Origin of the sequence: Pantoea sp. FN0307 (genome assembly GCF_050113815.1) — a bacterium.
GTDB lineage: Bacteria > Pseudomonadota > Gammaproteobacteria > Enterobacterales > Enterobacteriaceae > Mixta > Mixta alhagi.
In genome coordinates, this window is record NZ_JBNJSO010000001.1 from 1,083,716 (window position 1) to 1,105,862 (window position 22,147).

Sequence of the window (22,147 nt, forward strand, 5' to 3'; positions counted from 1 at the left end):
ATAAAGACCGGCTGATAAAGGGAAGGCGATCGGCGTTATTAAAAAATCGCCCCCAAAAGGAGGCGATAAAATTATTTATCAATTATTTCAACGCAGCCAGTGCCGCGTCGTAATCTGGTTCGGTGGTGATTTCATTAACCAGCTGGCTATAGATCACCGTATCGTTTTCATCCAGCACCACAACCGCACGCGCCGTCAGGCCCTGCAGTGGACCATCGGCGATCGCTACGCCGTAATCATCTTTAAAGCTGCCGCCGCGCAGAGTAGAGAGCGTGACAACGTTTGACAGGCCGTCGGAGCCGCAGAAGCGTGACTGGGCAAAAGGCAGATCGGCAGAAATACAGAGAACAACGGCATTATCCATTTCGCCCGCCAGCTGATTAAACTTACGCACCGATGCGGCACAAACGCCGGTATCGATACTGGGGAAAATGTTCAGCACTTTACGTTTGCCGACGTACTCAGAAAGGGAAACGTCAGCCAGGTTTTTAGCAACCAGCGTAAAGGGTTTCGCTTTTTCGCCAGCCTGCGGCAGTTGGCCTGCTACGCTAACCGGATTACCCTGAAAATGAACGGTCTGAGACATAATCTATCCTTTTACTTTTGCTTAACAAGATTCACAGTGTAAAGGAACGAGCAAAGGTGAGACAGTGAAATTATATAGCAGACAACGCCGGTTATGGCACGCGTCGGCAATCTCCTGTTTGCTGCACATAGCGCAACTGCGCTGAACGCCTCTTCTGACTAACGAGAGAAAAAATATGAGGACGGTTAAAGTTTATCCCGAGGACTGGCCGCTTAATAAGCCGTTTGTTATTTCGCGCGGCAGCCGTGAGCAGGCGGGTGTAGTGGTGGTAGAGCTGGAAGAAAATGGCATCAAAGGCGTAGGGGAATGCACGCCTTACCGGCGCTATGGCGAAAGCGAGGCTTCGGTGCTGGCGCAAATTAGCTTGCTGCTGCCGCAGCTGGAAATGGGCATGACACGCGAAGCGCTGCAGGAGGCGCTGCCGGCTGGCGCGGCGCGCAACGCCATTGACTCTGCGCTGTGGGATCTCGCCTGTCGCCAGCAGCAGCAGACGCTGTGTCAGTTGCTTGGTGTTACGCTGCCCGGCCGGGTGAGTATGGCGCAAACCGTTACGCTGGATACGCCGGAATCAATGGCAAGCAGCGCGCTGGCGCTCTGGGAAAATGGGGCCATGCTGTTAAAAATCAAGCTGGATGACCATCTGATTACTGAGCGGCTAATGGCGATTCGCAGCGCGGTCCCGCAGGCGCGGCTGATTGTGGATGCCAATGAATCCTGGCATAGCGAAGGGCTGGCGGCGCGCTGCCAGTTGTTGGCCGATTTGGGGGTTGAAATGCTGGAGCAGCCGCTACCGGCAAGCGAGGATGAAGCGCTGGCAAATTTTATTCATCCGTTACCGGTCTGCGCCGACGAAAGCTGCCATACGCGCAGCAGTCTGCCGGCATTGCGCCAGCGCTATGAAATGATCAATATCAAGCTGGATAAAACCGGTGGCCTTACCGAAGCGCTGGCGCTGGCCAGCGCAGCGGAAGAGGCGGGCTTTACGCTTATGCTGGGCTGTATGCTTTGCACTTCACGCGCCGTCAGCGCCGCGCTGCCGCTGGTGCCGCGCGCGCGCCTTATCGATCTTGATGGCCCGACATGGCTGGCGGTGGATGTGGATCCTGGCCTGCGCTTTAGCAGCGGAGAAATTGACCTTACCTCTACGGATTAACGCCTCTTTTGTGTCTCAGGCTGCCAGTAAAGCAGTCCGGTTAAGGCTGGCAGATAACGTTCCGTCGCCTCATCGGCAGAAACCGGCGGCAGCTCGGCGGTAATGCAGGGGAGGCCAATATCAGCGCACCAGCTTCCGAACGAACCGGGGGTGCTGTAGCCAACGCTGGAGACCAGCGGCAGCCCTGTCTGTTCAGCTAACCAGCCGCCGAGCTGGCTATGCTGCGGATCCTCAATGCAGGCCAGCGGTTCATGCAGGGAGACTACCCAGGCAGGCCGCAGCGTATGAATCAGCTGACAGAGCGCTGCGGTTTCCGGCTCTGAGGCGGCACGCGCACCGGTAGAAAGCTTTACGTCACGTTGTTCAGCGCTACTGTTCCAGCGATATACCGTTTCACCAGCCTGCCAGTTCGCTGCCGGAAAGTTACGGTTAAGATCGACGCCGTTGGCATTGGCGCGCAAGCCTAGCTGGCAGCCATCGGGATTAACCGCCAGTACCAGATGATGCCGCCGCAGACGGGCAGGCAACGTGCGCAATGCACAGGAAAGGGTTACCACGGCAGCGCCTTCGTCACCGTGCGTGCCGGCCAGAATCAGCCCGCTATCGCGTGCCGCCAGCGGCGCCGGGAACCAGAGCAGCGGCGCCCCCAATACCGAGGTGCCGTAACGCGTCATCTCCGCCGTCAGTGCGCCGCGTTGTGAACGCGGCTGTTGCATTGTCATCATTCGCTCCTGTGAAAAAAGTCGCAGAACCGGCGGCGCGGCCACTGCAATAAGCAAAACAGCTGGTTCAGGATCAATTATTTGCGCTAAAGTGCCGGTTAGCATAAGCCACCAATATGTTTTGCCAAACCGGCAGCTTTAAGGGTAGGACAAGATGAAATCATTTCGCATTGCGCTGGGTACCTTTTTAACCGCCTCGCTGTTAACCACGGCGCAGGCTGCACAGGTGGCCCCTGGCGACCAGCTGGCGGAACGGCAGAATATCGTGCGCCATATCAAAGATGAACCGGCGTCGCTCGATCCGCAAAAGGCTGTGGGACTCCCTGAAATCCAGGTAATGCGCGATCTGTTCGAAGGGTTAACCAACCAGGATGCGCAGGGAAACGTTGTGCCGGGCGTGGCGCAAAGCTGGCAGAGCAATGATAACCAGAGCTGGATCTTCACGCTGCGAGAGGATGCTCGCTGGTCAGACGGCAAGCCGGTAACGGCCCAGGATTTTGTCTACAGCTGGCGGCGTCTGGTTGACAGTAAAAATGCCTCGCCTTTCGCCTGGTTTGCCGGGCTGGCGGCTATTCATAACGCCGGGGCGATAACGCAGGGTAAACTGCCGCCCGAGAGCCTTGGCGTCACCGCGCTGGATAAAACCCATCTTAAGGTAACGCTCGATCGACCTGTTGCCTGGTTTCCCGGTCTCACCGCGCATGTCAGTCTCTATCCAGTACCGCAAAAGGCGATTGAGGCGTGGGGCGATGCCTGGACCAGACCGGGTAATCTGATCGGCAACGGCGCGTATCAGCTAAAGGAACGGGTAGTAAATGAAAAAATTGTGCTGGTGCGTAATCAGAATTATTGGGATAACGCACATTCGGTACTGAATCAGGTTACGTTCTTGCCGATTAACGAAGAGTCCAGCGCCACCAAACGCTATCGCGCAGGGGATATCGATATTACCGAATCCTTCCCGAAAAACCTCTACGGCATGCTAAAGAAAAACATTCCGGATGAGGTCTATACGCCCGATCAGCTGGGAACCTATTACTATGCGTTTAATACGCAGCGCGGGCCGACCGCCGATGCGCGCGTGCGTCGGGCGCTCTCCTGGAGCATTGACCGTCGCATTATCGCCGAAAAAGTGTTGGGCACCGGCGAAAAACCTGCCTGGCATCTCACCCCGGAGGTGGTAAGCAGTTTTAATCCCAAACCCTCCTTTTTGCAGCAGCACACCCAGGCCGAACTGAATATGCAGGCGAAGGCGCTGCTGGCTGCGGCTGGCTATGGGCCAAACCGGCCGCTGCGGCTGTCGCTGCTGTATAACACATCAGAAAACCATCAGAAGATTGCCATTGCGGTGGCCTCAATGTGGAAGAAAAACCTCGGCGTAGAGGTGAAACTGCAAAATCAGGAGTGGAAAACCTATATCGACAGCCGCAACAGCGGCAATTTCGACGTGATCCGTGCCTCCTGGATTGGCGATTATAATGAGCCTTCCACCTTTCTTAGCCTGCTGACTTCCAGCCACAGCGGTAATATCGCTAAGTTCCATAATGCGGATTACGATGCGGTGTTGGCGAAGGCGAGCCGGGAAAACAACGCGCAGGCGCGTAACGAGGATTACAATCGCGCAGAGCAGATCCTTGATGAGCAGGCGCCGATCGCGCCGATTTATCAATATACCAACGGGCGCTTAATCAAGCCCTGGGTGAAAGGCTATCCCATTAATAACCCTGAAGACGTTGCCTACAGTCGCCAGCTCTATATCCTCAAACACTAAGCGTACAGGGCGGTCATAGCGCGTGGTTTATGCGCTATGACCGTCTCGCCGCTGCTTTTCTTTTTTCGCACAGACCGCGACGCTATTTATTGAACATGCCCGCGACGCCGAAAGATTGATTCTGCCTGGCGTCAGGCTAGACTGTAGCGTTTGAATTCAGCTGATTATGAGGCATGACGTGAACGTCATTGAAGGAAAAGCGCTACAGGTTTCAGGTGCGATTATCGCCTGCCAGCTTGACGGGCAGGGCGGCCTGATCCCGATTGAAGATAAAGATGTGATTCATTGCGAGCGCCCCTGCTGGCTTCATCTCAATTATACCCACCGCGAAAGCGCCGAGTGGCTCTCTTCTACGCCGCTCATCCCGGATGCGGTACGCGATGCGCTGGCCGGAGACAGTCTGCGCCCACGCGTTAGCCGTCTGGGCGATGGTTTTATGATTACGCTACGCAGCGTGAACCGCAACAGCGATTCACGACCTGAACAGCTGGTGGCTATTCGCGTTTTTATTAACGATAAGCTGATTGTTTCCACGCGGCGGCGCAAGGTGAACGCTATCGATGAAGTGCTCTCCGAGCTGCAAAACGGCAATGGTCCGGTGGATGGCGGAAGCTGGCTGGTAGAGCTTTGCGATGTGCTGACCGATCACACCAGTGAATTTATCGAAGATCTGCAGGATAAAATTATTGAGCTGGAAGATGCGTTAATGGATCAGCGCGTACCGGCTCGTGGCGAACTGGCGCTGCTGCGTAAGCAGCTGATAGTGATGCGCCGTTATATGACGCCACAGCGTGATGTCTATGCGCGTCTGGCCAGCGAAAAGCTGGGCTGGATGGATGACAATGAACGTCGTCGCATGCAGGAAATTGCTGACCGGCTTGGCCGTGGGCTGGATGACTTAGCCGCCAGCGTGGCGCGCACGGCGGTGCTGGCAGATGAGATCGCATCGATAATGCAGGAGGCGATGAACCGGCGAACCTACACCATGTCGCTGCTGGCGATGCTTTTTCTGCCGACAACCTTCCTTACCGGTCTGTTTGGCGTCAACCTGGGCGGTATCCCGGGAGCGGAAAGCCGCTATGGCTTTGCGATTTTCTGCCTGATGTTAGTGCTGCTGGTGGCTGGCGTTGCCCTGTGGTTACATAAACGTAAGTGGCTATAGCAAAAGCAAACGGGTAACCAGAAAAGGGGAGAAAAGCTGATCGACGTCAATAAACTGTAGGCAGGGCTGGGGCAAACTCTCTTCCGCAGGTGAATGCAACGTCAAGCGATGGGCGTTGCGCTCCATATTGTCTTACTTCCTTTTTTTGAATTACTGCATAGCACAATTGATTCGTACGACGCCGGCCTTAAAGCCGGCTTTTTTTTGCCGCTTCGCCATCCCTGCGCAATTTCTTCTACGCTTAAGAAACCGAGCAACCTGAGGAAGAACCTATGCCGATTTTGTGGATGACCAACCCGATTTCCGCTTCCGACCCGATACCCACCGATCCGGTCCCTGTTCCTGAGCCTATCCCGCAGCCGCAGCCCGTTCCCGACCCAATGCCGGATCCCGAGCCGATTCTCGATCCGCCGCCGCATATGAAATAATTTATCACAATCCTGGCACTATACTGGCACCATACTGGCTGTTACCGGTATGGCGCCAGCGTGCTTATTTGATTTCCAGAATATCCAGGCGCTGTCCCACAGGCGCATCTTCTTCTTCATCCGGCTGCCAGCCAACCGGCTGAAGCGGTAAAGATTCACGATCGAAAGCCAGATCGCCACCATCCACCACTTCGCTGCCATGTTTAATCGATTTAAAATCAAACAGCGTCGTATCGGCCAGATGCGACGGAACCACGTTTTGCATGGCGCTGAACATGGTCTCAATGCGACCCGGATAGCGTTTATCCCAGTCGCGCAGCATATCGGCAATCACCTGACGTTGCAGGTTCGGCTGCGAACCGCACAGGTTGCACGGAATAATCGGATACTGACGCGCAATGGCAAAGCGTTCGATATCCTTTTCACGGCAGTAGGCCAGCGGGCGGATCACAATATGCTTGCCGTCATCGCTCATCAGCTTCGGCGGCATGCCTTTCATTTTCCCGCCGTAGAACATATTCAAAAACAGCGTTTGCAGAATATCGTCACGGTGATGCCCCAGGGCGATTTTGGTGCAGCCCAGTTCTGTAGCGGTACGGTAAAGAATACCGCGACGCAGACGAGAGCAGAGCGAGCAGGTAGTTTTGCCTTCCGGAATTTTATCTTTAACGATGCCGTAGGTGTTTTCTTCGACGATTTTATATTCAACGCCGATCGATTCCAGATATTGCGGCAGCACATGTTCCGGGAAGCCAGGCTGTTTCTGATCGAGGTTAACCGCAATCAGTGAGAAATTAACCGGCGCGCTCTGCTGCAGGTTACGCAGGATCTCTAGCATGGTGTAACTGTCTTTACCGCCGGACAGGCAAACCATAATACGATCGCCTTCTTCGATCATATTAAAATCGGCAATCGCTTCGCCCACGTTACGACGCAGGCGCTTTTGCAGTTTGTTCAGATTGTATTGTTCTTTCTTATTAACGGTTTGATCTTGTTGCATTTTATAGTGTCTCAATAACCATGGGGCATACAGTGCAAAGTTTCTTACCGCACCAGCCAGATTTTCAGCTTCTCTACCTGTTTCCCGTTCATCTCTTCAAACCAGGTAGAATAGGTTTCATGCATCCTCTGCGCGTTCTTAAGCCCCATCTGGTGAGCTATAAATAACGGGTTAGCGCCGGCAGATAACAGCCAACATGCGAAAGTATGCCGCGTATGGTACGGATTACGCCGCCGAATTCCAGTATGTTTTATTGCCTTAGCCGATGCGCTTTATTTCTGAGCTGAATGAAAACGATTTTTCATCGTTTAACGGATGGCTGAAAAGCGGGAACAAGATGTAGCAAAGCGAAGTAAGCAAAAGCGGGTAACGTGCCGACAGATCCCTCTGTCGGCAGTTGCTCTGTTATCAGAACGCGTGATTAACGGACCACATGTAAAAAGTGCAGATGTTTTTCATATTGATCCAGAATATCGTGAAGGATCTGCTCCTGCGTCCAGCCCATCACATCATAATCCTGGCCACCTTCTTTCAGGTAAACTTCCGCCCGATAATACTTTTGTTCATCGTCCTTTTCGCTATCGCCTATTGCCGCCAGAGCAAAAGTTGGCTGCAAATAGGAGCGTAGCCGGACCTCATAAACAAAGTTCAGCTCGTTGCCCAGATCAACTTCGAAATGAATGCGATCGTCACCATCCTCAGTACGCGAAGGCGTATTCTGCTTGGCCAGCTCCGCTTCAACCATCTTCATCGCTGGGGTAATCACTTCATTCATAAAGCGTCTGACCTGCGAACGTTTCGGGAAATAGGCGATATTACGCAGCCTGCGTTGCCAGGAAATAGGATTGCGTGCCGCAGTAGGCGCGATAGTCGCTATCTGTTTACTGTCGCGTTTCCATGCATCCAGACGCAACGCTTTTAAAAGTCCATACATCGATATCAGCAGGATGATAGCGAAGGGCAGTGCACTGGCGATCGTCACGGTTTGCAAAGCTTTCATGCCGCCGGCCAGCAGTAGCGTGATGGCAACCACACCCATCAATCCAGCCCAAAAGATACGCTGCCAGATCGGTGTTTTATCTGTCCCACCGGAAGCAAGCGTATCTACGACCATCGCACCCGAGTCAGCCGAAGTAACGAAAAAGACTACGACCATCGCCATCGCGACAAAAGAGAGCACCGAGCTAAAAGGGAAGTGCTCCAGGAAATTAAACAGCGCCAACGTTTGATCGGCCTGAACGGTTTCGGCCAGGTCGCGCGCGCCTTTTTGCATAATTAGCCAGATAGCGCTGTTGCCGAAAAAGGTCATCCACAGCAGGGTGAAGCCCGCAGGAACAAAAAGGACGCCGGAAACAAACTCACGAATGGTTCGGCCACGTGAGACACGAGCGATAAACATGCCGACAAACGGCGACCATGCCAGCCACCAGCCCCAGTAAAACAGCGTCCAGCCACCCAGCCATTTGCTGGACTTAGGCTCATAGGCATAAAGGTTGAATGTCTTGGTTACGATCTCAGAAAGGTAGCCGCCGGTATTTTCTACAAAAGATTTCAGTAGCAGGACGGTTGGACCAAGAATACCCACCATAATCAGCAGTAATACGGCCAGGCTCAGGTTGATTTCAGACAGTATACGGATCCCCTTATCGAGCCCCGATACCACTGAAAGCGTTGCCAGCGCGGTTATCACCACAATTAAAATAACCTGTACGGTTTCATTAACCGGCAGGCCGAAAAGATGGTTCAGTCCGGCGTTAACCTGCAAAACACCATAACCCAGTGATGTTGCGACACCTAACACCGTACCGATAACGGCAAAAATATCGACGGCGTGTCCCATCCAGCCATAAATACGATCGCCAATAATCGGGTAGAGCGCCGAGCGCAACGTCAGCGGTAAACCATGACGGTAGCTGAAAAAGGCCAGTATCAGGGCGACAATCGCATAAATTGCCCAGGCATGAAGCCCCCAGTGGAAAAAGGTGATACGTAGCGCTTCTTTCGCGGCCTGAATGGTTTCCGGTGTGCCGGTGGGCGGCGCCATATAGTGCATCACAGGCTCAGCCACCCCAAAGAACATCAGCCCGATACCCATTCCGGCAGAAAAGAGCATCGCGAACCAGGAGATATAGCTAAAATCGGGTTCGGCATGATCGGGGCCCAGCTTGATATCGCCATAACGCGACATGCCCAGGTAGGTCACGGTCAGTAAGATCAGGGCGACAACCAGAATGTAAAACCAGCTCGCATTGGTAAACAGGGCGCTTTGCAACGCGCCTAACTGGCGTTCAGCCTGTTCAGGAAACATCGCCGAGAAGGCGACCAGCAGGAAAATTAAAACTGCGGAAGTATAAAAAACCGGCGGATTGATTTGGCTGCGTTTAGCTTTAAGTACGGGTTCATTTTGATTCATTGTTTACCTTTGACGCGATTGAAACTGCGTTAAATGTAACAATCAGTATGAAATAGTTAAACCCGGGATGTAATAAATTTATGTTTTTTTGCTCCGATAAAGGGATTTTTTAGAGAAAAATGCAATTTTTCCAGGTAAATCTTGTTTACCCGATGGGGGCTGACTGCCTATGGCATCATATTTTCAGTGAATTCTATAAGCGAAACGAGAATATTCCTGGTGACTTTCTAACAGGAAAATAACGTAAAAAGATGTTTCCTGTCTCGACGCCCGCATTAACGTCGCTTATGCTGGCAAAGCCTTGACCCCCATCATTCCCGGAGCCCGACCAATGAAAGCAGCCACTTTTCTGCTTGCTGGCGCTGCGCTGCTGCTTAGCGCATGCAGCAGCAGTGACAATGAGCCGCCACAGCAGGCTACTGCCGCGCATGTTCAGCCCAGAGTCAGTATGTCCTCTCTGGCAGAAAGCAACTGCGCCCTCGCGGGCGGAACCCTGGCATTTTCTCGTCAGCTGGACGGCAGCAGTACGGGAATGTGTCAGTTAGCCAACGGGCGTCGCTGTAGTGAGCGCGCGCTGGAAAGCGGAAGCTGCGCGCGCTTTTAACCTTTTGGTGCGCACAGGGCGCACCAGAAAGAGTGACTAAACGCTGACCTCATTCGGGCAGGCCTCGCCTTTTGCCAGCTGTTGCAGGTTAGAGAGCGTGGTTTCTGAAATGGCGGTGAGCGCTTCAGCGGTTAAGAAGGCCTGATGACCGGTAAACAGAACGTTATGGCAGGCTGAAAGGCGACGGAACACATCGTCCTGAATCACGTCGTTGGATTTGTCTTCAAAGAACAGATCGCGTTCATTTTCATAGACGTCCATGCCAAGCGAACCAATTTTCTGCTGTTTCAATGCCTCGATCGCGGCCTGAGAATCCACCAGTCCGCCACGGCTGGTATTGATGATCATTACTCCATCCTTCATCTGGCTGAATGCAGCGGCATCCAGTAAATGATGGTTATCCGCCGTCAGCGGACAGTGCAGGGTAATCACATCGGATTCTTTAAACAGGCTTTTGATATCGACATATTCTGCGCCCAGATCCAACGCCTGTGGGTTTGGGTAAGGATCGAACGCCAGCAGACGCATGCCAAAACCCTTTAAAATCCGCAGCGTCGCGATACCGATTTTACCGGTGCCCACCACGCCAGCGGTACGTCCATGCATATTAAAACCGATTAATCCCTCCAGAGAGAAGTTGGCGTCGCGGGTGCGCTGATAGGCGCGATGAATACGACGGTTAAGCGTCATCATCATGCCTACCGCATGTTCCGCCACCGCCTCCGGCGAATAGGCCGGTACGCGTACCACTTTCAGGCCCAGCTCGGCGGCCGCCGCTAAATCAACATTATTAAAACCGGCGCAGCGTAATGCGATGATTTTTACACCCTGGGCGCTAAGGATTTCCAGCACCGGGCGGCTGGCGTCATCATTAACAAAAATACAGACGGCTTCACAATTGACGGCGTTTATCGCAGTACGTTCGGTCAGCAAAAAATCAAAGTATTCGATATCGAAACCAAAGCGCTGGTTAACGTTATCCAGATATTTTTTGTCGTACTGTTTGGTGCTGTAGACCGCAAGCTTCATTGTCGACTCCTTATTATTGTCTCTTGATCCATTCTAGACTGGCAGGCCTGCGACGTAACTTTTAATCTGCTGCCCGCGCATCCGGCGCTGCGCAATACAGAAAAGCGTAGCGAAACCTTCACCCTGGGTAATGAACATGCCATCATAGCCGCAGGATTTTTTACCAAACAGGACCGTTATGGCAATGCGATGGCGCTTATCTTTCGCTCTGGCCTCGCTGCTGGCGCTGGTTCTGCTGGTGCTGGCGCTATTGAGCAGCGTGACGCACTGGCTGCCGCGCCTGGCGGGAATCTGGCTGCCTGTGGGCACAAGTATTGCGCTGGATGCTTCACCACGCTGGCAACAGGGGGCGCTGCATTTTCCGGCGGTGCGCTATCTGGTTGCTGATTGCCAGCTGGCTGAGCTACAGCATCTCTCCCTGGGGTATCTGGGCTCGCGCTGGCAGGCGCGTGCGCAACGCCTGGTGCTGGACACCGCCTGCCTGAGCCGTTTACCCGCCGACAGTGACGCTGCCATTGCGCCGCGTTCGCTGGCGCAGTGGCAGGCGATGCTGCCATCTGCCGATGTTGCTATCGATCGTCTCATCATTAATCCTTATCAGAGCTGGTCTGGCGCGCTGCGGCTGACGCTGGATGCGGATGCGCAACGGCTCGACTATCAGGGCGATAATCTGCGTCTGCTGGCCGATTTGCAGGGGCAGCGTCTCTCGCTGCGCCAGCTAACGCTACAGGCGCCCACGCTTAGCGAACCGGTTAGTCTGCACGGTTCGCTGATGCTGACAGAATTTGCCAACGGCGTGCCGGAAAGCGGCGAGCTCGGCGGCAATTTTACCCTGACGCAAGTACCGCATCCGTTGCGTTTTACGCTGACATGGCAGCAGCAGCAGGGTCGCCTGGTACTGCAAACGCCGCAGGATGCCGAGCCGCTGGTGGATCTTCCCTGGCAGGTGACGCCGGAGCAGATCCGCATTGAAAGCGGACGCTGGCGCTGGCCGTGGGCAGCGCAGCCGCTGGCGGGTGGCGTCGCGCTGGCCTTCTTTCACTGGCAGCAGGGACTGGAAGCCACTGAAATTAGCGGACGGCTGAATATGCTGACGCAGGGCCGTGGCGGCAAAGGCAACATTGTGTTGACGCTGGGGCCAGGGCATTTATCCCTTACCGACAGCCAGTTACCGCTGCGCCTTACCGGAGAAAGCAAGCTGGCGGCGCTGCAGTTTTATGCCTCGCTACCCGGCACGCTGCAAGGTTCCCTGCTGGATCCGCAGTTATCTGTCGCGCCGGGCGCGCTGCTGCGTATGCGTGGACGCCTGCTTTCCACGCTGGAAGTTGACGAGGCGCGCTGGCCGCTGGCTGGGGTAAGCCTTTCCGCCTCCGGCATTAATGGTCGTTTGCAGGCGATTTTGCGCGCACACGATACCCAGAAAGGGCGCTTTACGCTGCATCTGGATGGTCGCGCCAGCGAATTCTGGCCCGATCGTGGGCGTTGGGCATGGCGCTACTGGGGCAACGGCTATCTGGCGCCGCTGGATGCCAAATGGGATGTGCAGGGCACCGGCAACTGGCAGGATAGCGCAATTGCGTTAACGACGCTCTCTACCGGATTTGACCGGCTCAGCTACAACATGACCAGGGTGAATCAGCCCCGACTGCGGCTGGCGCAGCCGCTGGTCTGGCAGCGCGATACCGGGCAGGCCACGTTTCACGGTAAAATCACGCTTGATGCTGCAGCGACCCGCTTTGAAAGCGGTGGTTATCTGCCGCCGTCGCGGCTGGAACTCTCGCTAAAAGGCAGCGATCCGGCGCATTTTTTGTTTAACGGCAGCCTACAGGCGGAGTCGATCGGCCCGATTCGCGTGCATGGTCGCTGGGACAGCGAGCGTTTGCGCGGACAGGCCTGGTGGCCGGCGCAATCCCTGACGGTTTTCCAGCCTCTGCTTAGCCCCGATTTGAAAATGAAAATTACCGGCGGCACGCTATGGGCGCAGGTGGCCTTTTCCGCTGCTGAACAGCAGGGCTTTACCGCAGGTGGCCACTGGGTGGTGCAAAAGGGTGCGTTATGGATGCCGGATAACAGCATTGAAGGGGTTGATTTCTCACTGCCGTTTCGTCTGCATCAGAGCCGCTGGTCACTGGGCACGCATGGTCCCGTATCGCTGCGCATCAAAAAAATCAATAACCAGTTTCTGATCCATGATGTTACCGCCCAGCTCCAGGGCAGCTGGCCGTGGCAGGAGAGCGAACCGCTTACGCTGAGCAACGTCAGTCTGGCGCTGCTGGGCGGCACGCTAAGCCTGCAGCAGTTGCGTCTGCCGCAGCATCAGCCCGCAGTTATTCGTCTGCGCGAGATTAGCCTGAGCGAGCTGATCACCGCCCTTAAGCCAAAGCAGATCGCCATGTCCGGGCGCATCAACGGCGAGCTGCCGCTGTGGCTGGATAATTCCGCCTGGCTGGTTAAGGATGGCTGGATCGCTAACAGCGGCAACCTGACGCTGCGGCTGGATAAACAGATGGCTGACACCATAACGCAGAATAATATTGCCGCCGGTGCCGCACTGGACTGGCTGCGTTATATGGAAATCTCCCGTAGCTGGGCCAGGCTGAATCTCAATACCATCGGCGATCTCACCCTGCAGGCGGAAGTTAACGGCACCAGTCGTTTCAGCAATCGCGATCAGCATGTAAATCTGAACTATCGCCATCAGGAGAACCTGTTTCAGCTGTGGCGTAGCCTGCGTTTTGGCGATAATTTGCAATCCTGGGTAGAGCAAAACGCGGCTCTGCCTTCACAGAAGGACTCAAAGCATGAGAATTAATCGGATGCTGCTGCTGGCCTGTTGTTTTGGGTTAGGGGGCTGCGTACCGCGTATTGAAGTCGCGGCGCCAAAGGAACCGATTACCATCAATATGAATGTGAAAATCGAGCATGAAATCCATATCCGGGTAGATAAAGATGTGGAAGCGCTGCTGAAAGATCAGAATCTTTTTTAAGGAGCAGCATGATGAAAGGCTGGATCGCACTCTTTCTGCTTTGCATGTTGACGGCAACGCCGGCGCAGGCGCTAACGCTGGATGAGGCGCGTCAGCAGGGGCGCGTCGGCGAAACCCTGAGCGGCTATCTGGCGGCACGTCAGCATGACGCAGAGACAGAGGCGCTAATCACGCACATCAATCAGCAACGTGAGCAGCGTTATCGGGAAGTTGCGCAGCGTAACCAACTTTCTACCGCCGAAGTTGCGCGTATTGCCGGAGAAAAGCTGGTGCAGCGCGCCGCCGCCGGGGAGTATGTGCAGGGGATTAACGGCAGGTGGGTAAGAAAACAGTAACGCGGCGGAGAGCCCAGGATAAAGCACAGGCGTGAGAATAACATGCTGGCCGCTGCAGCAGCGGCCAGCACCAGCATCAGGCGGTTGCCAGCTGCTGCAAAACGTCTTTTGCTTCAGCGGTGGCTTTGGTGGCCACTTCCGGGCCGTAAGCGATACCTTCAGCAAAAACGAAGCTCACGTCGGTAATGCCAATAAAGCCGAGGAATAACTGCACATAAGGGGTCAGCAGATCGGTAGGCGTATCTTTATGAATGCCGCCACGGCTGGAAATCACTACCGCACGTTTCCCTTTAACCAGACCTTCCGGGCCCGCTTCGGTATAGCGGAAAGTGACGCCAGCACGGGCGATCAAATCGAAATAGTTTTTCAGCTGAGTAGGGATATTGAAATTGTACATCGGCGCCGCAATAACAATCACATCGTGCGCGTTCAGCTCAGCAATCAGCTCATCAGAGAGCGCCAGCGCTTCCTGCTGACGCGGTGTCAGTTCGGCATCGGAAGGACGCAGTGCGCCGACCAGCTCGCCATCCAGTACCGGGATCGGGTTTGCAGCCAGATCGCGCACCGTTACCTGATCGCCGTTCGCACTGGCCTCGGCGACATAAAAATCGGCCAGCTGGCCTGACTGAGAGTAACCGGCAAGAATACTGGATTTTAAAACTAATACTTTGCTCATGCTGTTTTCCTGTCTGCTGATTAGGGAAGTCTGTTTGCTCAATGGTTTACACTGTAGGGAGTTTGACTCAGCAGTGAAAGCGCAATATTTCGAGTCCTATATTCAAAATTCCTGAACAAGTCCAGAGGCAATCTTTGTCAACACGCGGCCTGTGTTACCATACGCCGCAATAAATGAACGCAATGTCGGCCCGTGCCGACCACGCGGCGGCCATAACAGCAATCAGAAGCCGTTGTGTTAATAAGGTAATAACTATGTCTGTCGAATCAAACACATCGCCGCTGGCCCCTTTCTGGGCGCGGCTGGATAAGGTGACGCTGCGGGATCGCCAGCGCCTGCAACGTCGCCTGCACGGTGCTAAAAAGGTAAAAAACCCAACGGCCTGGCAGAGTATCGCCGAGGAGCTGGAGAAAGAGTTTGCGCTGGCCGAACAGCGTTTGCAGCAGCGCCAGGCGGCGACACCCGTTATTCGCTTTCCGGAAAATCTGCCGGTTAGCCAGAAACAGCAGGAGATTGCTGACGCCATTCGCGATCATCAGGTGATTATCGTGGCGGGTGAAACCGGCTCCGGTAAAACCACCCAGCTGCCGAAAATTTGTCTGACGCTGGGGCGCGGCGTCAAAGGATTGATCGGCCATACGCAGCCGCGTCGTCTGGCGGCGCGCACGGTAGCCAACCGTATTGCCGATGAGCTGGAAACCTCACTGGGCGGCTGCGTCGGCTATAAAGTGCGCTTTAACGATCAGGTCAGCGACAATACGCAGATCAAACTCATGACGGACGGTATTTTGCTGGCGGAAATTCAGCAGGACCGGCTGTTAATGCAGTACGACACCATCATTATCGATGAAGCGCATGAACGTAGCCTGAATATCGATTTTCTGCTGGGCTATCTGCGTGAGCTGTTGCCGCGCCGTCCCGATCTAAAAGTGATTATTACCTCGGCGACCATCGATCCGCAGCGCTTTTCACGCCATTTCAATAATGCGCCGGTGGTAGAAGTTTCCGGGCGCACCTATCCGGTCGAGGTGCGCTATCGTCCGGTGGTTAACGATGTGGATGACAGCGATCGCGATCAGCTGCAGGCAATTTTTGATGCGGTCGATGAGCTGGCACAGGAGAGCAGCGGCGATATCCTGATCTTTATGAGCGGCGAGCGTGAAATCCGTGATACCGCCGATGCGCTAAGCAAGCGCGACCTGCCGCATACGGAAATCCTGCCGCTTTACGCCCGCCTGTCCAACGCCGAGCAGAACCGGGTGTTTCAGTCACACAGCGGACGTCGCATCGTGCTGGCCACCAACGTCGCGGAAACCTCGCTTACGGTGCCCGGCATTAAATATGTTATCGATCCCGGCACCGCACGTATCAGCCGCTACAGCTACCGTACCAAAGTGCAACGTCTGCCGATCGAGCCGGTGTCGCAGGCATCGGCTAATCAGCGTAAAGGACGCTGTGGCCGCGTCTCTGAAGGGATCTGTATCCGTCTCTATTCCGAGGAGGACTTTTTAAGCCGCCCGGAATTTACCGACCCGGAAATCCTGCGTACCAACCTGGCATCGGTTATTTTGCAGATGACCGCGCTGGGGCTGGGCGATATCAGCGCCTTCCCGTTTGTTGAAGCGCCCGATAAGCGCAATATTCAGGATGGCGTGCGCCTGCTGGAAGAGCTGGGCGCGATTACCGAAGAGGAGAATGGCCGCTATCGCCTGACGCCGTCGGGCCGCCAGCTGGCGCAGTTGCCGGTGGATCCGCGTCTGGCGCGGATGGTGCTGGAAGCGCAGAAATATGGCTGCGTGCGCGAAGTGATGATTATCGTCGCGGCGCTCTCAATTCAGGATCCGCGTGAGCGACCGGTAGAAAAGCAGCAGGCCGCTGATGAGAAACATCGCCGCTTCGCCGATAAAGAATCTGACTTTATCGCCTTCGTTAACCTGTGGAACTATCTCCAGGAGCAGCAGAAAGCGCTGTCCGGCAACGCTTTTCGTCGCCAGTGTGAAACAGACTATCTCAACTATCTGCGCGTGCGCGAATGGCAAGATATTTATACCCAGCTGCGCCAGGTTGTACGTGAACTGGGCATGCCGGTAAACAGCGAACCGGCACCGTACCGTGAAATTCATACCGCGCTGCTGACCGGTTTGCTGTCGCATATCGGCATGAAGGATGCTGAGAAACAGGAGTTCAGCGGCGCGCGTAACGCTCGTTTCTCCATCTTCCCCGGCTCGTCGCTGTTTAAAAAGCCGCCAAAATGGACCATGGTCGCGGAGCTGGTGGAAACCAGCCGACTCTGGGGACGTATTGCCGCGCGGCTCGATCCCGAATGGATCGAGCCGATTGCCCAGCATCTGCTGAAACGCAGCTACAGCGAACCGCACTGGGAGAAAGCGCAGGGCGCGGTGATGGCGATGGAGAAAGTGACGCTGTACGGCCTGCCGATCGTGAACGCGCGCAAGGTCAACTATGGCAAAATCGATCCGCAGCTGTCGCGTGAATTGTTTATTCGTCATGCGCTGGTAGAGGGCGACTGGCAAACGCGCCACGCCTTCTTTAAGGCCAACCAGAAGCTGCGCAGCGAAGTAGAAGATCTGGAGCATAAATCGCGCCGCCGCGACATTCTGGTGGACGATGAAACGCTGTTTGCCTTTTATGACAGCCGCGTGGCGCATGAAGTGGTTTCCGCTCGTCACTTTGACAGCTGGTGGAAAAAGGCCAGTCAGCAAACGCCCGATCTGCTCAGCTTCGATAAAGAGATGTTGATTAAGCAGGGCGCGGATAAGGTCAGCAAACTGGATTATCCCAATTTCTGGCAACAGGGGAATCTCAAGCTACGCCTGAGCTATCAGTTTGAGCCCGGCGCTGATGCCGATGGCGTAACCGTACATATTCCGCTGCCGCTGTTAAATCAGGTCGAAGAGAGCGGCTTTGAATGGCAAATTCCCGGTCTGCGCCGCGAGCTGATTGTGGCGCTGATTAAATCGCTGCCGAAGCCGGTTCGACGTAATTTCGTGCCTGCGCCCAACTACGCCGAGGCATTCCTGGGGCGCGTGACCAGTACTGAAATGCCGTTAATGGATGCGCTGGAGCGGGAGTTCCGCCGCATGACCGGCGTGACTATTGACCGCGACGCCTGGCAATGGGATCAGGTACCCGATCACCTGAAAATCACCTTCCGCGTGCTGGATGAGCATAACCGCAAGCTGAAAGAGGGCAAAGATCTGACAGCGCTGAAGACGGCGCTGAAAAGCAAGGTGCAGGAGACGCTGTCGAAAGTGGCCGACGATGGGCTGGAGCAGAGCAACCTGCATATCTGGAGCTTTGGCGATCTGCCCAGCCAGTTTGAGCAGAAGCGCGGCAGCTACAGCGTGAAGGCCTGGCCGGCGCTGGTGGATGAAAAAGATAGCGTGGCGATTCGTCTGTTTGACAGTCAGCATGAGCAGCAAAAAATGATGTGGCGTGGTCAGCGCCGTCTGCTGCTGTTGAATATTCCTTCGCCAATCAAATATCTGCATGAAAAGCTGCCAAACAAAGCCAAGCTGGGGCTTTACTTTAATCCCTACGGCAAGGTGCTGGAGCTGATTGATGACTGCATTACCTGCGGCATTGATAAACTAATGGCGGAAAATGGCGGGCCGGTCTGGAAACATGAAGAGTATCAACAGCTGCATGAGAAGGTACGTGCCGGGCTGAACGACACGGTGGTGGAGATCGCCAAACTGGTCGAGCAAATCCTGACCGCGGTATTTAATATCAACAAACGGCTGAAAGGGCGCGTGGATATGACCATGGCGCTGGGGCTGTCAGATATTAAAGCGCAGATGAGCGGCCTGGTTTACCGTGGTTTTGTGACCCAGAACGGCTGGAAACGTCTGCCCGATACGCTGCGTTACCTGCGGGCGATTGAGCGGCGGCTGGAGAAACTGCCGGTTGATCCGCACAGCGATCGGGCGCGTATGTTGAAAGTGGAGCAGGTGCAGCAGGCCTGGCAGAGTTGGCTGAATAAGCTGCCGCCTGCCCGTCGCGATGATGAGGATGTGCAGGAAATCCGCTGGATGATCGAAGAGCTACGTGTCAGCTATTTCGCTCAGCAGCTTGGCACGCCTTATCCTGTCTCTGATAAACGCATCCTGCAGGCAATGGAGCAGATTGCCGCCTGAGGCACCCTGGCCGCTGGGTTATTCAGCGGCCAGCGCTTCCAGCTCGTCATGAAACGCGGTCACGGCTATCGCCCGGTTATCGGCGCGGTAGCGATCTGCTGCCGCCGGTGCCGAGCTTTGTACTGCAATAAGCCGCCAGCCTTCGGCCGTTTGCAGCAGTAAAGGCGATCCGCTGTCGCCAGGCAGGGTATCGCACTGATGTGACAGTACCGAACGCTGCGCCCAGCCAGTAATCAAACAGTCGCTGTGTGACCAGAGCGCATCAAGATGATCTTCCGGGTAACCCGCCTGAGTGACTTTCCGGCCAGTGGTTTTTAACGCGGCGGTCAGATCGCTGCGCGAGCCGCTAAACAGTGGCACTGGCGTAATACCGGAAGGCGGGTTGCGCAGCACAATCAGACCATAGTCATACGGAGCTGCTGCCGCAGGCACAATCCAGCCATCGCCATCCGCCTTGAGTTTTTCCCCCAGACCTGGATCTACGCGTCCTTCGATATCATGGATCTCATAGCGCCAGCCGTTATCGCTGGCAATAAAGCGCAGCGCAACTGGCTTATCAAGCTTGCCCGGTGGCGTAACCAGGCAGTGCCCGGCGGTCAGTGCCAGATGTGTTGAAATAAGCGTTGCGCTGCAGAGGTTACCGCTGGCGGTTTCCAGTTGCCCAATTGCTTCCCAGGGCACGCTGGCGGGATGCGCAATGGGCTGACGATCGTCATGACCAAAGAACAGGGTCTTGAGCTCTTCAGGACCTGGGGCATCATCGCTCTCATCATCCGCATGAGAAAAGCAGGAAAAACAGAGTAAACCCACTACTAACACAGCCGTTATGCGCATATCTCACTCAAACAAGGGGAGAATTATAAGAAGAAAAGGATTAACACGCGTCATGCGTAACTATAGACGGTGAGAAGCAAAAAAGGGAGTTTAATTCGGAATATCAGTACGCTACGTGCATCAAACGTAGAAGCAGGCCGCAATGACACCGCAGAGGATCATGACGAAGAGAATAATTTCGAAACGATAGCGACGTACCACTTCTGCTACTCCAGGATAAAACACCCGGCAAACCGGGTGTCTGAGATGGATAACCAGGCAGCTGCGCCTCAGGCGATTTTAAGCGTCGCCGCTTATCACGCCCGGTAACCCGGGCGTCGTCAGGCGGTCATCGCGAGGAGCTTTGATGTTTATTTTGCGGCAGGCTTAACAACTTTTTTATGATGCTTTTTCGCCGCCTGCGCTTTCTGCGCTACCGGCTTAGCGGCATGTTTGTGATGCTTTTTCGCGGCCTGCGCTTTTTGCGCGGCGGCTTTCTTATGTTTGTGATGGACCACTTTGTGTGAGGCTTTCGCCGGAGCAGCAGTGGTCGTAGTCGCGGTGGCAGCCGGAGCGGCGGCAGTATCCGCTGCGAAAGCCACGGAAGAGATACCCATAGCAGCGGCTACAACCAGAGCAAATAATTTTTTCATTGCAAGACCCTCTATTTCTTTATCATTAGCCCACTGCGGGGCCGGTGAAGAGACTATAGAGAAACGCGGTTGGGCTTTCCGTGAGTGATTGGTATCGGCGTGTAACCGAATGTACAGCGCGGAAGAAGTCTGGCCTGCCTGTCAGCAGGCCAGTTAACGGCAGAAGGCTATGCAGAAGCCAGATAGCGCTGTTCCAGATGGCGACGGAAATGCAGCGGGTTGAGATCTTCACCGCTCGCCTGAGTGATCAACTGGGCGGTAGGGAAGCGGCTGCCGTGCTGCCAGATATTCTGCGAAAGCCAGTTAAAAATCGGCTGCAGTTCACCGGCAGCGATCTGCGCTTCCAGCTGCGGCAGCGCGCGCTTCAGCGCCTGGAACAGCTGTGCCGCATACATTGCGCCCAGCGTATAGGTTGGGAAATAGCCGAATGCGCCGTCGGTCCAGTGAATATCCTGCATACAGCCATCACGGTAGTTGCCTTTGGTATCCAGACCCAGATAGCGCTGCATCTTCTCATCCCACAGCGCCGGAATGTCGTCCACCTCAATATCACCGGCGATCAGGGCGCGTTCGATTTCATAACGCAGGATAACATGCAGCGGATAGCTGACTTCATCGGCATCAACGCGAATAAAACCGCGCTTCACGCGCTGGTTAAGTCGCACAAAATTAGCGGGCGTCAAAGCGGGCTGTTCGCCCATCTGCGCTATAACCTGCGGCAGTATGTGCTGCAGAAACGGTGCGCTGCGCGCCAGTTGCATTTCAAAGAACAGACTTTGCGACTCATGAACCGCAGTGGATCGTGCCAGCGCTACCGGCTGACCACGCCAGGTTTTCGGCAGATTTTGCTCATAGCGCGCGTGTCCGGTTTCATGGATCACGCCCATCATGGCGCTGACGAATTCGTTTTCGTTATAGCGCGTAGTGATGCGCACATCATCCGGTACGCCACCGCAGAAAGGATGCGCGCTGACGTCCAGGCGACCGGCGTTAAAATCGAATCCAAGCAGTTTCATCAACTGCAAACCCAACTGACGCTGCGCCTCAATTGGAAAAGGGCCGACGGGCGTATCAACCGGCTCGGCAGCCTGTTTTTCCACTACGCGCGCGAGCAGGTCCGGCAGCCACTGGATAAGATCGCCAAAGGTTACGTCAAGCTGAGCGCTGGTCATACCCGGCTCATAAAGGTCCAGCAGCGCGTCATAGCGCGAACAGCCCGCCGCCTGAGCGCGAATTTCTGCCTCTTCGCGGCTCAGACGCACCACCTCTTTCAGATTGGCGGCGAAACCCTGCCAGTCATTCGCGGGCCGCTGTTGCCGCCAGGCATGTTCACAGCGTGAACCCGCCAGCGATTTTGCTTCCACCAGCGCAGCGGGAAGCAGCGCCGCCTGCTGCCAGGCACGTTGCATCTCCAGCAGGTTGGCCTGCTCCACATCATTCAACGATTCTTGTTGCGCCGCCTCCAGCAGGGTTTTAACCCGGCTGTCGGTGAGCAACTGGTGCTGCAACACGCTTAGCTCGGCCAGCGCTTCACCGCGCGCCAGGCTACCCGCGGGCGGCATCATGGTTTGCATATCCCAGCCGGCAATGGCGGAAAGATGTCCAAAGCGCGACAGGCGCTGAAAGGTTTGGGTAAGTTGTTGATAAGCAGATGTCAC

At 55.2% G+C, this 22,147-nt stretch carries 17 protein-coding genes and 2 pseudogenes; 9 read left to right on the forward strand and 10 right to left on the reverse strand.

What is annotated here, in order from left to right; translation table 11 throughout:
• Positions 1-82 precede the first annotated feature (82 nt).
• Complete coding sequence (gene tpx, locus ACQE3Z_RS05130; protein ID WP_426972484.1) at positions 83-586, reverse strand: thiol peroxidase; 504 nt, start codon at positions 584-586, stop codon at positions 83-85.
• 175 nt (positions 587-761) lie between these two features.
• Between tpx and ycjG the strand changes: the two genes are divergently transcribed.
• Positions 762-1,739 (forward strand): L-Ala-D/L-Glu epimerase, encoded by a 978-nt coding sequence (gene ycjG / locus ACQE3Z_RS05135; RefSeq protein WP_426972485.1) that lies wholly within the window; start codon positions 762-764, stop codon positions 1,737-1,739.
• Here ycjG and mpaA read toward each other — a convergent pair.
• Complete coding sequence (gene mpaA / locus ACQE3Z_RS05140; RefSeq protein ID WP_085072351.1) at positions 1,736-2,461, reverse strand: murein tripeptide amidase MpaA; 726 nt, start codon at positions 2,459-2,461, stop codon at positions 1,736-1,738. The genes ycjG and mpaA overlap by 4 nt on opposite strands.
• A 154-nt stretch (positions 2,462-2,615) precedes the next feature.
• Here mpaA and ACQE3Z_RS05145 point away from each other — a divergent pair, with 154 nt between their 5' ends.
• From ACQE3Z_RS05145 to ACQE3Z_RS05155, 3 genes are all read left to right on the forward strand, one after another.
• Positions 2,616-4,232 (forward strand): peptide ABC transporter substrate-binding protein, encoded by a 1,617-nt coding sequence (locus ACQE3Z_RS05145; RefSeq protein ID WP_426972487.1) that lies wholly within the window; start codon positions 2,616-2,618, stop codon positions 4,230-4,232.
• 178 nt (positions 4,233-4,410) lie between these two features.
• Entirely contained in the window at positions 4,411-5,394 is a 984-nt protein-coding gene (gene zntB, locus ACQE3Z_RS05150; RefSeq protein WP_085072352.1) for a zinc transporter ZntB, read from the forward strand.
• Positions 5,395-5,666: 272 nt separating this feature from the next.
• Positions 5,667-5,822 carry a hypothetical protein gene (locus ACQE3Z_RS05155; RefSeq protein ID WP_250650019.1) on the forward strand — a complete coding sequence of 52 codons (156 nt, stop codon included), beginning with the start codon at positions 5,667-5,669 and terminating at the stop codon, positions 5,820-5,822.
• A 64-nt stretch (positions 5,823-5,886) separates the two neighbouring features.
• Here the strand turns inward: ACQE3Z_RS05155 and ttcA are convergent, their stop codons facing one another.
• The 3 genes and pseudogenes from ttcA to ACQE3Z_RS05170 all read right to left on the reverse strand — a co-directional run bounded on the left by ttcA (position 5,887) and on the right by ACQE3Z_RS05170 (position 9,235).
• Entirely contained in the window at positions 5,887-6,822 is a 936-nt protein-coding gene (ttcA, locus tag ACQE3Z_RS05160) for a tRNA 2-thiocytidine(32) synthetase TtcA (protein ID WP_426972488.1), read from the reverse strand.
• Positions 6,823-6,866: 44 nt separating this feature from the next.
• Positions 6,867-7,079 (reverse strand): annotated as a pseudogene (locus tag ACQE3Z_RS05165) (site-specific integrase); the annotation flags it as partial.
• Between the two features lie 164 nt (positions 7,080-7,243).
• Complete coding sequence (locus tag ACQE3Z_RS05170; protein ID WP_426972490.1) at positions 7,244-9,235, reverse strand: BCCT family transporter; 1,992 nt, start codon at positions 9,233-9,235, stop codon at positions 7,244-7,246.
• A gap of 331 nt (positions 9,236-9,566) precedes the next feature.
• Here ACQE3Z_RS05170 and ACQE3Z_RS05175 point away from each other — a divergent pair, with 331 nt between their 5' ends.
• Entirely contained in the window at positions 9,567-9,839 is a 273-nt protein-coding gene (locus ACQE3Z_RS05175; protein ID WP_426972491.1) for a putative hemolysin, read from the forward strand.
• A 36-nt stretch (positions 9,840-9,875) separates the two neighbouring features.
• Here the strand turns inward: ACQE3Z_RS05175 and ACQE3Z_RS05180 are convergent, their stop codons facing one another.
• Positions 9,876-10,868, reverse strand: coding sequence for a 2-hydroxyacid dehydrogenase (locus ACQE3Z_RS05180; protein WP_085071654.1), 993 nt, complete (start codon positions 10,866-10,868; stop codon positions 9,876-9,878).
• 184 nt (positions 10,869-11,052) lie between these two features.
• Between ACQE3Z_RS05180 and ACQE3Z_RS05185 the strand changes: the two genes are divergently transcribed.
• The 3 genes from ACQE3Z_RS05185 to ACQE3Z_RS05195 are packed head-to-tail and all read left to right on the forward strand — an operon-like array spanning position 11,053 to position 14,190.
• The gene (locus tag ACQE3Z_RS05185) at positions 11,053-13,680 is read left to right on the forward strand and encodes a YdbH family protein (RefSeq protein WP_426973060.1); all 2,628 of its coding nucleotides are present in this window, start codon (positions 11,053-11,055) and stop codon (positions 13,678-13,680) included.
• Positions 13,670-13,855 carry a YnbE family lipoprotein gene (locus ACQE3Z_RS05190; protein ID WP_085071656.1) on the forward strand — a complete coding sequence of 62 codons (186 nt, stop codon included), beginning with the start codon at positions 13,670-13,672 and terminating at the stop codon, positions 13,853-13,855. The genes ACQE3Z_RS05185 and ACQE3Z_RS05190 overlap by 11 nt, the downstream gene beginning before the upstream one ends.
• Before the next feature lie 11 nt (positions 13,856-13,866).
• On the forward strand, positions 13,867-14,190 hold the full coding sequence (locus ACQE3Z_RS05195; protein ID WP_426973061.1) for a YdbL family protein: 324 nt from the start codon (positions 13,867-13,869) through the stop codon (positions 14,188-14,190).
• Between the two features lie 76 nt (positions 14,191-14,266).
• Here ACQE3Z_RS05195 and ACQE3Z_RS05200 read toward each other — a convergent pair whose 3' ends face one another.
• The gene (locus tag ACQE3Z_RS05200; RefSeq protein ID WP_426972492.1) at positions 14,267-14,866 is read right to left on the reverse strand and encodes an FMN-dependent NADH-azoreductase; all 600 of its coding nucleotides are present in this window, start codon (positions 14,864-14,866) and stop codon (positions 14,267-14,269) included.
• 254 nt (positions 14,867-15,120) lie between these two features.
• On the opposite strand from ACQE3Z_RS05200, the gene hrpA reads away from it, so the two are divergent.
• The gene (gene hrpA / locus ACQE3Z_RS05205; protein WP_426972494.1) at positions 15,121-19,023 is read left to right on the forward strand and encodes an ATP-dependent RNA helicase HrpA; all 3,903 of its coding nucleotides are present in this window, start codon (positions 15,121-15,123) and stop codon (positions 19,021-19,023) included.
• 18 nt (positions 19,024-19,041) lie between these two features.
• On the opposite strand, the gene ACQE3Z_RS05210 is transcribed toward hrpA, so the two are convergent.
• The 3 genes and pseudogenes from ACQE3Z_RS05210 to ACQE3Z_RS05220 all read right to left on the reverse strand — a co-directional run bounded on the left by ACQE3Z_RS05210 (position 19,042) and on the right by ACQE3Z_RS05220 (position 22,147).
• Complete coding sequence (locus ACQE3Z_RS05210; RefSeq protein ID WP_426972495.1) at positions 19,042-19,857, reverse strand: trypsin-like serine peptidase; 816 nt, start codon at positions 19,855-19,857, stop codon at positions 19,042-19,044.
• 353 nt (positions 19,858-20,210) lie between these two features.
• Positions 20,211-20,489 (reverse strand): annotated as a pseudogene (gene asr / locus ACQE3Z_RS05215) (acid resistance repetitive basic protein Asr); the annotation flags it as partial.
• A 167-nt stretch (positions 20,490-20,656) separates the two neighbouring features.
• Entirely contained in the window at positions 20,657-22,147 is a 1,491-nt protein-coding gene (locus ACQE3Z_RS05220) for a carboxypeptidase M32 (RefSeq protein WP_426972496.1), read from the reverse strand.